This window comes from Pseudomonas sp. FP2338, assembly GCF_030687515.1.
GTDB lineage: Bacteria > Pseudomonadota > Gammaproteobacteria > Pseudomonadales > Pseudomonadaceae > Aquipseudomonas > Aquipseudomonas salomonii.
In genome coordinates, this window is record NZ_CP117436.1 from 1,778,034 (window position 1) to 1,791,723 (window position 13,690).

10 protein-coding genes are annotated in these 13,690 nt (G+C 60.7%); 6 read left to right on the plus strand and 4 right to left on the minus strand.

All coding sequences use genetic code 11. The features are described from left to right. Window positions 1-16: 16 nt before the first annotated feature. Entirely contained in the window at window positions 17-268 is a 252-nt protein-coding gene (gene tusA / locus PSH96_RS08110) for a sulfurtransferase TusA (protein WP_305458605.1), read from the plus strand. Here tusA and PSH96_RS08115 read toward each other — a convergent pair. Continuing rightward, window positions 265-1,647: an MATE family efflux transporter gene (locus PSH96_RS08115; RefSeq protein WP_305458606.1), complete on the minus strand. Its 1,383-nt coding sequence runs from the start codon at window positions 1,645-1,647 to the stop codon at window positions 265-267. The genes tusA and PSH96_RS08115 overlap by 4 nt on opposite strands. A gap of 287 nt (window positions 1,648-1,934) precedes the next feature. Here PSH96_RS08115 and pdxB point away from each other — a divergent pair, with 287 nt between their 5' ends. After that, the gene (gene pdxB, locus PSH96_RS08120) at window positions 1,935-3,077 is read left to right on the plus strand and encodes a 4-phosphoerythronate dehydrogenase PdxB (RefSeq protein WP_305458607.1); all 1,143 of its coding nucleotides are present in this window, start codon (window positions 1,935-1,937) and stop codon (window positions 3,075-3,077) included. Between the two features lie 195 nt (window positions 3,078-3,272). On the opposite strand, the gene PSH96_RS08125 is transcribed toward pdxB, so the two are convergent. Then, a complete protein-coding gene (locus tag PSH96_RS08125) occupies window positions 3,273-3,446 on the minus strand; it encodes a PA1571 family protein (RefSeq protein ID WP_305458608.1) in 174 nt (57 codons plus the stop codon). A 235-nt stretch (window positions 3,447-3,681) separates the two neighbouring features. On the opposite strand from PSH96_RS08125, the gene PSH96_RS08130 reads away from it, so the two are divergent. Continuing rightward, entirely contained in the window at window positions 3,682-5,469 is a 1,788-nt protein-coding gene (locus tag PSH96_RS08130; protein ID WP_305458609.1) for an ABC transporter transmembrane domain-containing protein, read from the plus strand. 293 nt (window positions 5,470-5,762) lie between these two features. Here the strand turns inward: PSH96_RS08130 and PSH96_RS08135 are convergent, their stop codons facing one another. Then, a complete protein-coding gene (locus PSH96_RS08135; RefSeq protein ID WP_017137413.1) occupies window positions 5,763-7,691 on the minus strand; it encodes a transglycosylase SLT domain-containing protein in 1,929 nt (642 codons plus the stop codon). Window positions 7,692-7,904: 213 nt separating this feature from the next. Between PSH96_RS08135 and PSH96_RS08140 the strand changes: the two genes are divergently transcribed. After that, complete coding sequence (locus PSH96_RS08140) at window positions 7,905-9,827, plus strand: ATP-binding cassette domain-containing protein (RefSeq protein ID WP_305458610.1); 1,923 nt, start codon at window positions 7,905-7,907, stop codon at window positions 9,825-9,827. Between the two features lie 213 nt (window positions 9,828-10,040). On the opposite strand, the gene PSH96_RS08145 is transcribed toward PSH96_RS08140, so the two are convergent. Continuing rightward, window positions 10,041-10,493, minus strand: coding sequence for a universal stress protein (locus PSH96_RS08145; protein WP_058419614.1), 453 nt, complete (start codon window positions 10,491-10,493; stop codon window positions 10,041-10,043). Between the two features lie 105 nt (window positions 10,494-10,598). Between PSH96_RS08145 and PSH96_RS08150 the strand changes: the two genes are divergently transcribed. Both PSH96_RS08150 and fadB read left to right on the plus strand, forming a co-directional pair. Then, complete coding sequence (locus tag PSH96_RS08150) at window positions 10,599-11,036, plus strand: hypothetical protein (RefSeq protein ID WP_017137416.1); 438 nt, start codon at window positions 10,599-10,601, stop codon at window positions 11,034-11,036. A 501-nt stretch (window positions 11,037-11,537) separates the two neighbouring features. Beyond that, window positions 11,538-13,685, plus strand: a complete 2,148-nt coding sequence (gene fadB / locus PSH96_RS08155; RefSeq protein ID WP_017137417.1) for a fatty acid oxidation complex subunit alpha FadB — start codon at window positions 11,538-11,540, stop codon at window positions 13,683-13,685. The last annotated feature ends 5 nt before the right edge of the window (window positions 13,686-13,690 follow it).

Sequence of the window (13,690 nt, forward strand, 5' to 3'; positions counted from 1 at the left end):
GTTTCAGGAGTGATGTATGAATCAAACCCTCGACCTGCCTGTAGACGCTGTGCTCGACGCCACCGGCCTCAACTGCCCGGAGCCAGTGATGATGTTGCACCAGCACATCCGCGACCTGCCGCCGGGCGGCTTGCTCAAGGTGATCGCCACCGACCCGTCGACCCGCCGTGATATTCCCAAATTCTGCGTGTTCCTCGACCACGAACTGGTGGATCAGCAGGAGCAGGCCGGCACGTACCTGTACTGGATTCGCAAGAAGTCCGCTTAAGCCAGGCGAATCCGCCGGCGCGCGCTGCGTGCCAGGCGGATCACCAGCATCGCCGCGGCGCAGCTCAAGCCCACGATCAGCCCTTGCCACAGCCCACTCGGCCCACTCGCTGCGCCCAGCCAATCGGTCAGCCCCAGGGCATAACCCACCGGCAACCCCACGCCCCAATAAGCAAACAAGGTCAGCACCATGGTCACCCGTGTGTCCTGGTAGCCACGCAGCGCGCCGGCAGCGGTGACCTGGATCGCGTCGGAGAACTGGAACAGCGCCGCAAACACGATCAGCATCGATGCCACGTGGATCACCAGCGGGTCAGGCGTGTAAATCGTGGCAATCTGTTCGCGAAACAGCAGCATCAGGCTGCAGGACAGGCACGCGTAGGCCAGTGCCGTGCCCATGCCGACCCCGGCGGCAAAGCGTGCTTCACGCGGCTCGCCACGGCCCAATGCCTGGCCGACCCGCACCGTGACCGCCATGCTCAGCGAATAGGGAATCATGAACACCAGCGAGCTGAAGTTCAGCGCGATCTGATGCCCTGCGACCACGTTGGCGCCCAGGCTGCCGATCAGCAGGGCGATCACCGCAAAGATGCTCGATTCGGCAAATACTGCGATCCCGATCGGCAGGCCGATGCCCAGCACGCGCTTGATCACGGCCCATTGCGGCCAGTCGAAACGCTTGAACAACTCGCTGCTCTGATACGCCGGTGCCCAGCGGGTCCAGGCGGCGAGGCCGAGCATCATCACCCACATCACAATGGCTGTAGCCCAGCCACAGCCCACGCCGCCCATGGCCGGCACACCGAAGTGGCCATAAATGAACACGTAGTTCAGTGGAATGTTCAACGCCAGCCCGCACAGGCCCATGACCATGCTGGGGCGCGTACGGCCCAGGCCATCACTGAAGCAACGCAACACGTAATACAGGGCGATGGCGGGCATGCCGGACGCGATGCCGTGCAGGTAAGCCATACAGGGTTTGATCAGCTCGGGGTCGACATTCATCGCATGCAGGATCGGCTCGGCGCTGATCAGCATCAGCAGGGCAGTGATGCCCACAACCACTGCCAGCCACAGGGATTGGCGTACCAGCGGGCCAATCTCGGTGTGGTGACCGGCGCCGAAGCGCTGGGCGACTTTGGGCGTGGTGGCCAGCAGCGTGCCGGTCATCAGCAGGTACACCGGAATCCAGATCGAGTTGCCCAAGGCCACCGCCGCCAGGTCTCGCGGGCTCACGCGCCCGGCCATCACCGCATCGACAAAGCCCATGGCCGTGGTGGCGAGTTGGCCGATCATGATCGGCAGGGCCAGGGTCAGCAGGCTGCGGACCTCGCGACTGACGCGGGCGGGGCGGGAAAGGGTGGCGGTGGCGGTGTTCACGTGCGGGTGTCCAGTAAAAGAGTTGCAAAGGACGGCGAAGTCTACGCTTTGACGCAGTGGTCAGGAAAAAACCTGTGTTGCTGATTTGTAATGCGACCTGTCGGGCACCTCAGAATCCTTGTGGGAGCGGACTTGTGTGGGAGCTGGCTTGCCTGCGATGCAAGCACCTCGGTGTTTCAGGAAGATCAAGGTGATGCCATCGCAGGCAAGCCAGCTCCCACACAAGCCAGCTCCCACACTCAAACTACGCATCCCTGTACACTGCCAATCCGCGAAAGGAGCCTGCCATGTTGATTGTTGCCGACGAAAATATTCCGCTGCTCGATGCCTTCTTCGAAGGGTTTGGCGAGATTCGCCGCGTACCCGGGCGTTCCATCGACCGCGCCACGGTCGAGCAGGCCGATGTGCTGCTGGTGCGCTCGGTCACCAACGTCAACCGTGCCTTGTTGGACGGCTCCAAGGTGCGCTTTGTGGGCACCTGCACCATCGGTACCGATCACCTGGACCTGGATTACTTCAAGCAGGCCGGTATCACCTGGTCCAGCGCCCCAGGCTGCAATGCTCGCGGCGTGGTGGACTACGTGCTGGGCAGTTTGCAGACCCTGGCCGAAATCGAAGGCGCCGACCTGAACCAGCGCACTTATGGCGTCGTCGGTGCCGGTGAAGTGGGCGGGCGTCTGGTCAAGGTGCTCAAAGGCCTGGGCTGGAACGTGCTGGTGTGCGACCCGCCGCGCCAGATCGCCGAAGACGGTGATTACGTCAGCCTGGCGCAGATCATCGAGCAGTGCGACGTGATCAGCCTGCACACACCGCTGACCAAATCCGGCAATGGCTCCACTTGGCATCTGTTTGATCGTGAGCGCCTTGGCCGTCTCAAGCCCGGCACCTGGCTGATCAACGCCAGCCGCGGCCCTGTGGTTGATAATGCGGCCCTGCGCGAAGTGCTGCTGGAGCGCGAAGACCTGCAAGCGGTGCTGGACGTGTGGGAAGGCGAGCCCGAAGTGGACGTCGACCTGGCCGACCTGTGCGTGCTGGCCACACCGCATATCGCCGGCTACAGCCTCGACGGCAAACAGCGCGGCACGGCGCAGATCTACCAGGCGTTCTGCGCCTATCTGGGCCAGGAACCCGGTATTCAGCTGGCTGATTTGCTGCCGCAGCCATGGCTGGCCGAGGTGCATCTTAATGCCTCGACAGACCCGGCCTGGGCGCTGGCGACGTTGTGCCGCAGTGTGTATGACCCGCGCCGCGATGATGCGGATTTGCGCCGCAGTCTTGTAGGCACCGTGCAAGAGCAGCGCAAGGCGTTTGACCTGCTGCGCAAGCATTACCCGGAGCGTCGCGAGATCGATGGCTTGAAGGTGCGGATCAATGGCGAGTCGGCAGTGTTGTCGAGCATCGTCACTGCATTGGGTGCCAACTCTTTTTAGGACAGGTTACCCATGTGGCGAGGGAGCTTGCTCCCGTTCGACTGCGCAGCAGTCGCAGGCTTTCAGGGGCGCTTAGCACTGGAGCGCCAGCCCGGCCCAGCGGGAGCAAGCTCCCTCGCCACAAAAAGCGGACTATAAAAGAACAGGCATAAAAAACCCGGCCATAGAGGCCGGGTCTGAAAGAGCGTGGGCGCGTCAGCCTTGCTTGGCAGGTTTGACCAGTCGCTGTTCCAGGTCGCTGCACGCTTGCTGGATCATTTCTTCGGTAATCTGCACTTCGCGGCCCTTGGCATCGATATACGAGCACGGCAGGTGCTGCGGCTGGCGAATCACTTCAATTTTGGCGTCAGTGCTGTTTTGCAAGGTCATGGCCTGTCTCCTCATCAGGTTGTGTACCTAATCTAATCCCCCCGCGTGACCGCGCTATTACAACTCCTTACACGATCACCGGTTCGAACGCCCAGTCCAGCAGAAACCGATACAAATTTCCACCCAGGCGTTAGACCGATAGCCTCTAGGCATCGATATCGGCGGGCATAATTAACCTGACGCATTGTTATTCAGCTAAGTTCCCCCAATGTTGGTGTACAGGTTCCTCAACGGTATGACCGCCATGTTCTCAGTCCGTCAACGCCGTGCCATTCGCCTGGCCAGCCGCTTTATCGCGCCCTACCGTTGGCAGGCGCTGGGCGCCTTGCTGGCGCTGATTGTCACCGCCGGCATCACCTTGTCCATGGGGCAGGGCATCCGCCTGCTGGTGGACCAGGGGTTCATGACCCAGTCGCCGCACCTGCTCAACCAGTCCATTGGCCTGTTCATGGTGCTGGTACTGGGCCTGGCCGTGGGTACGTTTGCGCGGTTTTACCTGGTGTCGTGGATCGGCGAACGGGTGGTGGCGGACATTCGTCGGCAAGTCTTCAATCACCTGATCTACCTGCACCCAGGCTTTTACGAGAACAACCGCAGTTCGGAGATCCAGTCGCGGCTGACCACCGACACCACCTTGCTGCAATCGGTGATCGGCTCGTCCCTGTCGCTGTTCCTGCGCAATGCCTTGATGGTCATCGGCGGCATTGTGCTGTTGTTTGTCACCAACCCCAAACTCACCAGCATCGTGGTGGTGGCGCTGCCGCTGGTGCTGGCGCCGATCCTGATCTTCGGTCGTCGCGTGCGCAGCCTGTCGCGGCTGAGCCAGGACCGTATTGCCGATGTGGGCAGTTACGTGTCGGAGACGCTTGGCCAGATCAAGACCGTGCAGGCCTACAACCACCAGGTGCAGGACGAACAGCGCTTTGCCGTCACCGTGGAAGAGGCGTTTGCCACCGCGCGTAAACGCATCGCACAGCGCGCCTGGCTGATTACGCTGGTGATCATGCTGGTGCTCGGCGCCGTGGGCGTGATGCTGTGGGTGGGCGGTATGGATGTGATCAGTGGGCGGATTTCCGGCGGTGAGTTGGCGGCGTTCGTGTTTTACAGCCTGATCGTCGGCAGTGCGGTGGGCACCCTCAGCGAAGTGCTCGGCGAGCTGCAACGTGCTGCCGGTGCCGCCGAACGGATTGGCGAACTGTTGCAATCAAGCAACGATATCCAGGCGCCCGCCGAAGGCACCGTGCAGTTGCCGGAGCGGGTCAGTGGTCGTATGGAGCTGCAAGACCTGCGCTTTTCCTACCCGTCGCGGCCGGACAGCTACGCCATCGACGGCTTGAGCCTGAGCATCAACCCCGGCGAAACCCTGGCGTTGGTCGGGCCATCCGGCGCGGGTAAATCGACGATCTTTGATTTGCTGCTGCGCTTCTACGACCCGCAGCAGGGCCGCATCCTGCTCGAAGGGCACGCGCTGACCGAACTCGAGCCGATGGACCTGCGCCGTCATTTCGCGCTGGTGTCCCAGAGCCCCGCGCTGTTTTTCGGCAGCGTCGAAGAGAACATCCGTTACGGCAACCCGTCCGCCACCCGCGAACAGCTCGAAGCCGCGGCACGCATCGCCCATGCCCACGACTTCATCCTGCAAATGCCCGACGGCTACCAGACCCATCTGGGCGACGGCGGCATGGGCCTCTCCGGCGGCCAACGCCAGCGCCTGGCCATTGCCCGCGCGTTGCTGGTGGACGCGCCGATCCTGCTGCTGGACGAAGCCACCAGCGCCCTCGATGCGCAGAGTGAACACTTGATCCAGCAAGCCTTGCCGCAGCTGATGCAGGGCCGTACCACGCTGGTGATTGCACATCGGCTGGCCACGGTGAAGAACGCCGACCGCATTGCGGTGATGGACCAAGGCAAGCTGGTGGCAGTGGGCACGCATCAACAGTTGATTGCGAGTAATCCGTTGTATGCACGGTTAGCGGCGTTGCAGTTCAGTGATGGCGGTGAGGTTGTGAAAAACCAAGGCTAGCTCGATCTATGTGGCGAGCGGGCTAGTGTGGCAAGCAGGCTAGTAGGGTGAGCAGGCTTGTTGTGGTGAGCGGGCTTGTTGTGGCGAGCGGGCTTGCCCCGCGTTGGGCTGCGTAGCAGCCCCAAAACCTGCCAACTCGGTCTATCAGTTACACCGTGGCGGGGCTGAATGGGGAGCGCTTCGCACTCCAGCGCAGGGCAAGCCTGCTCGCCACATCAAGCCTACTTGCCAGCCTGGTGGCCAAATGAAACCTGTTGGCCACAGCAAGCCAGCTGATCGCGCTTCAGTCAGTCTTACTGATCATCAAAATAACGCTCATGCCAATCCACCAGCGGCTGCGGTGAGTTGAGCTTCTGCCCGTAGATCACCGAATAAGACAGCACGTTCTGTACGTACTGGCGGGTTTCGTCGAACGGGATGCTTTCCACCCACACATCGAAACTCAGGTGATCGGCACCGCGCAGCCACTGGCGCACACGGCCGGGGCCGGCGTTGTAGGCGGCGGAGGCGAGTACGCGGTTGCCGTTGAACTGGCTGTGTACCTGGCTCAGGTAGGCGGCGCCGAGCTGGATGTTCTTGTCGGGGTCCAGCACCTGGGCCGGGGAGGCCAGCGGGATGCTGAATTTGCGTGCGGTCTCTTTGGCGGTGCCGGGCATCAATTGCATCAGGCCACTGGCGCCCACGCCGGAGCGGGCGTCGTCCATGAAGGCACTTTCCTGGCGGGTGATGGCAAACACCCAGCTTGAATGCAGGCCACGTACCTTGGCTTCACGCACCAGTGTGTCGCGGTGGGCCATCGGGAAACGGATATCCAGGTCATCCCAGTACTGCGCCTGGCTGATGGTGCGGATCGCCGGGAAGTACCACTTCATATCGTAGGCCAGCTTGGCCTGGGCGACCATCTCATCGCGGTTGAAGTGACGGCTGACGTGGTACCACTCGCGGCGGCCATCGACAATCTGGCCGCGTGCGTAGAACTCCATCGCACGGCGCACACCGGGGGTGTTGCGTACTTTGTTGATCAACGCCTGGCTCATCACCAGCGGTTTGTTCTTCAACTGGTACGGCGCTTTGGAGCGATCAGCGGCGAGGAAACCGTAGAAATCACGTTCCTGCGCGAGGTTTTTGTACAGCACCAGCGGCTGCGGGTTTTTTGGCTCGGCCAGCTCCAGGCTGCGCGCTTGCCAGTAACGCCAGCGGTTGGTGGTGGCCAGGTCTTGTGGGAGTTTGCGGGTCAGCTGGTAGGCATCTTCCCAGCGCGCCAGGCGCAACAGCAGGCGCAGGCGCCATTCGGAGACGGTGTTGTCACGCAGCTCGGGGTCGTACTTGGTCATCACGTCCAGGGCGCGTGGGTCGTAGCGGCGCGCCAGGGTCAGGCCGATTTCGCGGGCGATCGACACTTTTTCGTCACGGGAGAAGTGCATGCTGCTGGCATAGCCGTCGAGCAGGGCCATGGCCTTGTCCGGGTCCTGGCGTGCCAGGCGGCGCAGGCCCAGGCCCACGGCGTCGGACATGGCCTCATTGGCCGGCAGGAAGCGCGACGGGTCGCTGAGCATGTCGGGCTTTTGCGCCACGTCGATCATCAGGCGGCCTTGGGCGCCAAGAGTCGGCAGGGTTTTTACCAGGCTGTTGGCCAGCGCGTAGTTGCGGGCTTCGGCGGCGAGCTTGGCGCGGTCCCAGATTTTCTGTTCGGTGAGTTGGCCATCGGCGGCCCACTGGCCAAAGGTGGCGTCACAGGCGGCCGGCTGGGATTTGCCGGTCATCCAGAGTTTTTCGGTGGTCTTGTAGCCCTCGGCTTTGAGGTTGTGCGTCAGCTGGTACTGGCCATGCAGGCAGTCCAGCTCGACGAAATTGAGCTTGGCGTCGTAGTACTTTTCAAAGGTTTGCCAATCACCTCGGTCAGCCAGCCAGCGCAACCAACGCAGTTTCATCCAGTTGGCCTGGGGCAGGTCGCCGTTTTTGGCGAGGAACTGCTCGATTTCCTCGTTGCTCGCGGTTTTGAGGCGCGCGGTCAGCTCGTCGTAGGCCAGGTACGGCGTGAGCGGGTAGTCGGCCAGGGCCTGGCTGTATTGCATGTACGGGCCGCTGTCGCCTTTGGCGAGGGCGCGTTTGGCTTCATCGTAATATTGACGTTGGGTGGTGAGGTCCACGGCCTGGGCGGATTGAACGGCGGTGGCGGAAAGAAGCAGACAAGATAAAAAGTTGAAAAGGCGACTGCGCATGAGACGTCCGTGCAGAGAAATCACGACTAGCACCGGCATCGCCGACACTGATTGCCCCTAGCTTAGCCTTTTGCCAGCGGCTGGCGAAAGCTTTGCCGGCCGGCTGGCAGCAGTTCACCGTAAATGTCCTACAGAACGTGTCTGTGGCAAAAATGCCGGCCGCATCCCACCCTCAAGTCAGGTAGAATGCGCGCCCAGTTTTTGGAGAAGCGTATGACCCTGCTCAAATTCAGCGATGTGTCCCTTGCTTTCGGCGCTATGCCGTTGTTGGACAAGGTGTCCTGGCAGATCGCCCGTGGTGAGCGGGTGTGCATCATCGGCCGCAACGGCACCGGCAAGTCCAGCATGATGAAGCTGGTAAAAGGCGACCAGAAGCCCGATGACGGCTCTGTATGGCGCGCGCCGGGCCTCAAGATCGGCGAATTGCCGCAGGAATTGCCGGTGGCCGACGGACGGACAGTGTTCGATGTGGTTGCCGAAGGCCTCGACGGCGTGGGCGAGTTGCTCGCGCAGTACCATCACCTGGCGCAGAACTGCGTCACCGAAGCAGACCTGGACAAGCTCATGCACGTCCAGCAAGACCTCGAGGCCCGTGACGGCTGGCGCTTGCAGCAACTGGTCGAGAGCACCCTGAGCCGCCTGCAACTGCCGGCCGACAAGACCCTCGCCGAGTTGTCCGGCGGCTGGCGTCGTCGCGTGCTGCTGGCCCAGGCGCTGGTGTCCGAGCCAGACCTGCTGCTGCTCGACGAACCGACCAACCACCTGGACATCGGCGCCATTGCCTGGCTCGAAGAAGCCATCAAGGATTTCCAGGGCGCTGTGCTGTTTATCACGCACGACCGTGCTTTCCTGCAGAGCCTGGCAACGCGCATCCTCGAACTGGACCGTGGCGGCCTGATCGACTGGAACGGTGACTACGCCAGCTTCCTGGTGCACAAAGAGGCCTCGCTGGCCGCTGAAGAAACCGCCAACGCGTTGTTCGACAAAAAGCTCGCCCAGGAAGAAGTCTGGATCCGCCAGGGCATCAAGGCGCGTCGCACCCGTAACGAAGGCCGTGTACGTGCCCTCAAAGCCTTGCGCAACGAGCGCAGCGAACGTCGCGAGCGTACTGGCAAGGCCAATATCCAACTGGATACCGCCGACAAGTCGGGCAAGCAAGTGATGGTGCTGGAAAACGTCAGCTTCCATCACCCGGACGGCCCGTTCCTGATCAAGGACTTCTCCATGGTCCTGCAGCGCGGCGACCGTATCGGCCTGCTGGGCGCCAACGGCACCGGCAAGACCACCTTGCTCAAGCTGATGCTCAATGGCCTGCAGCCGACCAACGGCAAGGTAGAGGAAGGCACCAAGATCGACGTGGCCTACTTCGACCAGTTGCGCCATCAGTTGGACCTGGAAAAAACCGTGATCGACAACGTTGCCGAAGGCCGCGACTTCATCGATATCGACGGCCAGAGCCGCCACGTGCTGAGCTATCTGGGCGATTTCCTGTTCAGCCCGCAGCGCGCACGTACACCGGTAAAAGCCTTGTCCGGTGGTGAGCGTGCGCGTCTGTTGCTGGCCAAGCTGTTCAGCAAACCGGCCAACCTGCTGGTACTCGACGAACCGACCAACGACCTGGACGTAGAAACCCTCGAGCTGCTGGAAGAGGTCTTGCTGACCTTTAACGGCACCGTGCTGATGGTCAGCCACGACCGGGCATTCCTCGACAACGTGGTGACCAGCACCCTGGTCTTCGAAGGTGAAGGCAAGGTGCGTGAATACGTCGGTGGTTACCAGGACTGGTTGCGCCAGGGCGGTTCGCCGCGCCTGTTGGGCGTGACCGAGAGCAAGTCCGGCAAGGCCGACCTGACCTCGGCAGTCGTGGCGCCTGTAGCCGCTGCTGCTGCACCGGTTGCGGACGCTGCACCGGCCGCCAAGAAGAAGCTCAGCTACAAGCTGCAACGCGAGCTGGAAGCCTTGCCGGGTGATATCGACGCCAAGGAACAGCAGATCGCTGCGGTAGAAACAGACATGGCTGACGCGGGTTTCTACCTGCGCCCGGCGGCGGAAACCGCCAAGGTGATTGCTTCCCTGGAAACGTTGAACCAGGAGCTGGAAGTGCTGATGGAGCGTTGGGCTGAGCTGGATGCCTGAGTGATTTGTTGGCAATAAAAAGCCCGGCGCTCGTTTCTATGAGCGCCGGGCTTTTTTATATGAAATGCGATTCAAAATGTGGGAGCTGGTTTGTGTGGGAGTTGGCTTGCCTGCGATAGCCTCACCTCGGTCTACCTGAATCACCGAGGTGCCCGCATCGCAGGCAAGCCAGCTCCCACACAAGCTTGCTCTGACACTGGTTTTGCAGTGTTCTTACGAGCTTTTTACCAGCTTGACCGCCAGCACATCACAGGGCGCGCCATGAAGCACGTCATTGGCGGTAGAACCCAGCAACAACGCCAGGCCATGACGACCATGGCTGCCGACCACGATCAGGTCGCAGTTCTGCTCTTTGGCCAGGTGATGGATTTCCTGGCGCGGCTGGCCGTAGGTGAGGTGGGAGTTTTCCTTGGTCACTTCCGGGTATTTGAGGATCAAGCGATCCAGGCGCTCTTTGGCCTGATCAAACTGCTGTTGCTGCAACTGGGAAAGGTCCATGGGCACGTCGCCACCAAAGGCCATGGCCATAGGCTCGACGATATGCACGAGTGACAGCTTCGCGCCGTTGGCGATTGCTGAAGCCTGAGCGCGCTTGATAACCGGGTCGCACTCTTCGGTCAGATCGACAGCGACCAGGATATGTTTGTAGGAATGTTCGTTGGGCATGGCGCGTTCCTCCAGGAGACTGCAATAAGTTCAGTATGGCTGGTTTCAAGCGAATGGGGTTGCGTCAGCTCAAATCCGCGCATCTAGAAATTCGGGAGTACACATATGACGGTCTGGATAGTGGTGTCAATCCTTCTGGTGGTTCTGAGCCCCCTGGCATGGCTGCGCCCGTCGCGCCATCAGAGCGGGCGCATGGCCCTGCGTATGGAGGCGCGCCGCATCGGTTTGGCCATGCAATTGGCGCCACAGGAATGGCCGCACTGGCTTGCGCAAGAGCCGCCGAGCCCCTGCGCGCAGTACTGCAGGCCACGGCGGGGCAGCACGCCGGCGCTGTGGAGTTATTGGCAAATGTCCCCAGGCGTGTGGGTCAATCAGTGGCGTGAAGTGTGTGAGGATGAAAAGTTGTTGCCGCATTTTGCGACGTTGCCGGCCAACGTTTACAAGGTCGAGGCCGACAAGCAAATGATCGCCTTGTATTGGGGCGAGAAGGGCGAGGCCAGCGTGCTGAAGGACATCGATACGCTGCTCAAGGCCCTGGCATGACGCCATTGCGGTTATAAAAGCCAGGCATTAAAAAGCCCGACATCATCATCGGGCTGGAGTTGGCCAGGCAGGCCGGTAATTCTGTGTTCCTCGCGCCGGGGGTGTTCATCCAGGCGCTTTGCGGTTGTCGCAAGCCTAGCGGCATATCCGATTCTGTACAGCCTTTTCCCACATCTTTTTTATTATTGATTCTGTGAATATTTGAATATTGACAGGGCGCAGGCGTGGGCGTGGGGTTCTGAACTGACTGGAAAGTCGCGCTTTTCCTGGCCTTTCGAGCGATTGACAATTGCCCTGAATTGGATGAAGGTGACGTACCCAAATCAAACGGGCGTATGAATTGAGCGTTTGTCTGTCAGACGGCTCATACAGAACCCCGACTAGCGCATTGGCGGGTGTGCCTGGCGGATTGGCATGAGCATTGACGCAACTATCAATGTCCAACCAATAGGCCAGCGTCCAGTGTGTACTGTTCAGCTTCCATATCGTGGAGATCAGTTGATGATTTACGAAGGTAAAGCCATCACGGTTAAGGCTCTTGAAAGTGGCATCGTCGAACTGAAATTCGACCTCAAGGGTGAGTCCGTCAACAAGTTCAACCGTCTAACCCTGAACGAACTGCGTCAGGCCGTAGACACCATCAAAGCAGATGCTTCGGTCAAGGGCGTGATCGTCTCCAGCGGCAAGGACGTGTTTATCGTCGGCGCTGACATCACCGAATTCGTCGACAACTTCAAGCTGCCCGATGCAGAGCTTGTGGCCGGCAACCTCGAAGCCAACAAGATTTTCAGCGATTTCGAAGACCTCAACGTGCCAACCGTGGCTGCCATCAATGGCATCGCGTTGGGCGGCGGCCTGGAAATGTGCCTGGCTGCAGACTTCCGCGTCATGTCGGCCACCGCCAAAATCGGCTTGCCTGAAGTCAAACTGGGCATCTACCCAGGGTTTGGCGGCACTGTGCGCCTGCCGCGCCTGATCGGTGCTGACAACGCGATCGAGTGGATCGCCGCCGGTAAAGAAAACCGTGCCGAAGATGCGCTGAAAGTCGGCGCCGTCGACGCTGTGGTCGCCCCGGACAAACTGGCTGAAGCCGCTCTGAACCTGATCAAAGGCGCCATCAGCGGCGAATTTGACTACAAGGCCAAGCGTCAGCCGAAGCTGGAAAAACTCAAGCTCAACGCCATCGAACAAATGATGTCGTTCGAAACCGCCAAAGGTTTCGTCGCAGGCCAGGCCGGCCCGAACTACCCGGCGCCGGTTGAAGCGATCAAGACCATCCAGAAAGCTGCGAACTTCGGTCGCGACAAAGCCCTGGAAGTGGAAGCCGCCGGCTTCGTCAAACTGGCGAAAACCTCGGCTGCCCAGAGCCTGATCGGCCTGTTCCTGAACGATCAGGAACTGAAGAAAAAGGCCAAGGCCTACGACGAGATTGCCCGCGATGTGAAACAGGCGGCCGTACTCGGCGCCGGCATCATGGGTGGCGGTATCGCTTATCAGTCGGCGTCCAAAGGCACGCCGATCCTGATGAAAGACATCAACGAGCACGGCATCGAGCAAGGCCTGGCAGAAGCCGCCAAGCTGCTGGTGGGCCGCGTTGATAAAGGTCGCATGACCGCCGCGAAGATGGCTGAAGTGCTTAACGGTATTCGTCCTACGCTGTCCTACGGCGATTTCGGCCACGTCGACCTGGTGGTCGAAGCGGTAGTCGAAAACCCGAAGGTCAAGCAAGCCGTACTGGCTGAAGTGGAAGCCCAGGTTAAGGACGACACCATCCTGGCCTCGAACACGTCGACCATTTCCATCTCGCTGCTGGCCAAGGCCCTCAAGCGTCCGGAAAACTTCGTCGGCATGCACTTTTTCAACCCGGTACACATGATGCCGCTGGTGGAAGTGATCCGTGGCGAGAAGTCCAGCGAGCTGGCCGTTGCCACCACCGTTGCCTACGCCAAAAAAATGGGCAAGAACCCGATCGTGGTCAATGACTGCCCGGGCTTCCTGGTCAACCGCGTACTGTTCCCGTACTTCGGCGGTTTCGCCAAGCTGGTCAGCGCCGGTGTCGACTTTGTGCGCATCGACAAAGTGATGGAAAAATTCGGCTGGCCAATGGGCCCGGCGTACCTGATGGACGTGGTCGGTATCGACACTGGCCACCATGGTCGTGACGTCATGGCTGAAGGCTTCCCGGACCGCATGAAAGACGACCGCCGCTCGGCGATCGACGCGCTCTACGAGGCCAAGCGCCTGGGCCAGAAGAACGGCAAGGGCTTCTACGCCTACGAGGCTGACAAGAAGGGCAAGCAGAAGAAAGTGGCCGACCCGTCGGTGCACGAAGTACTCGCGCCAGTTATCTACGAACAGCGTGAGGTGTCCGATGAGGACATCATCAACTGGATGATGATCGCCCTGTGCCTGGAAACCGTGCGTTGCCTGGAAGACGGCATCGTTGAAACCGCCGCCGAAGCCGATATGGGCCTGGTGTACGGTATTGGTTTCCCTCCATTCCGTGGTGGTGCGCTGCGTTACATCGACTCGATCGGTGTGGCTGAGTTCGTTGCCCTGGCTGACAAATACGCTGATTTGGGCCCGCTGTACCACCCGACCGCGAAGCTGCGTGAAATGGCCAAGAATGGCCAGAGCTTCTTCGGTTAAGCGCC

Excerpts from the sequence above, each read along its gene's own strand:
- PSH96_RS08130 (WP_305458609.1), top strand. The coding sequence starts at position 3,682 with ATGACCGCCATGTTCTCAGTCCGTCAACGCCGTGCCATTCGCCTGGCC.
- PSH96_RS08145 (WP_058419614.1), bottom strand. The coding sequence starts at position 10,493 with ATGCCCAACGAACATTCCTACAAACATATCCTGGTCGCTGTCGATCTG.
- PSH96_RS08125 (WP_305458608.1), bottom strand. The coding sequence starts at position 3,446 with ATGACCTTGCAAAACAGCACTGACGCCAAAATTGAAGTGATTCGCCAG.
- tusA (WP_305458605.1), top strand. The coding sequence starts at position 17 with ATGAATCAAACCCTCGACCTGCCTGTAGACGCTGTGCTCGACGCCACC.
- PSH96_RS08140 (WP_305458610.1), top strand. The coding sequence starts at position 7,905 with ATGACCCTGCTCAAATTCAGCGATGTGTCCCTTGCTTTCGGCGCTATG.
- PSH96_RS08150 (WP_017137416.1), top strand. The coding sequence starts at position 10,599 with ATGACGGTCTGGATAGTGGTGTCAATCCTTCTGGTGGTTCTGAGCCCC.
- PSH96_RS08135 (WP_017137413.1), bottom strand. The coding sequence starts at position 7,691 with ATGCGCAGTCGCCTTTTCAACTTTTTATCTTGTCTGCTTCTTTCCGCC.
- fadB (WP_017137417.1), top strand. The coding sequence starts at position 11,538 with ATGATTTACGAAGGTAAAGCCATCACGGTTAAGGCTCTTGAAAGTGGC.
- pdxB (WP_305458607.1), top strand. The coding sequence starts at position 1,935 with ATGTTGATTGTTGCCGACGAAAATATTCCGCTGCTCGATGCCTTCTTC.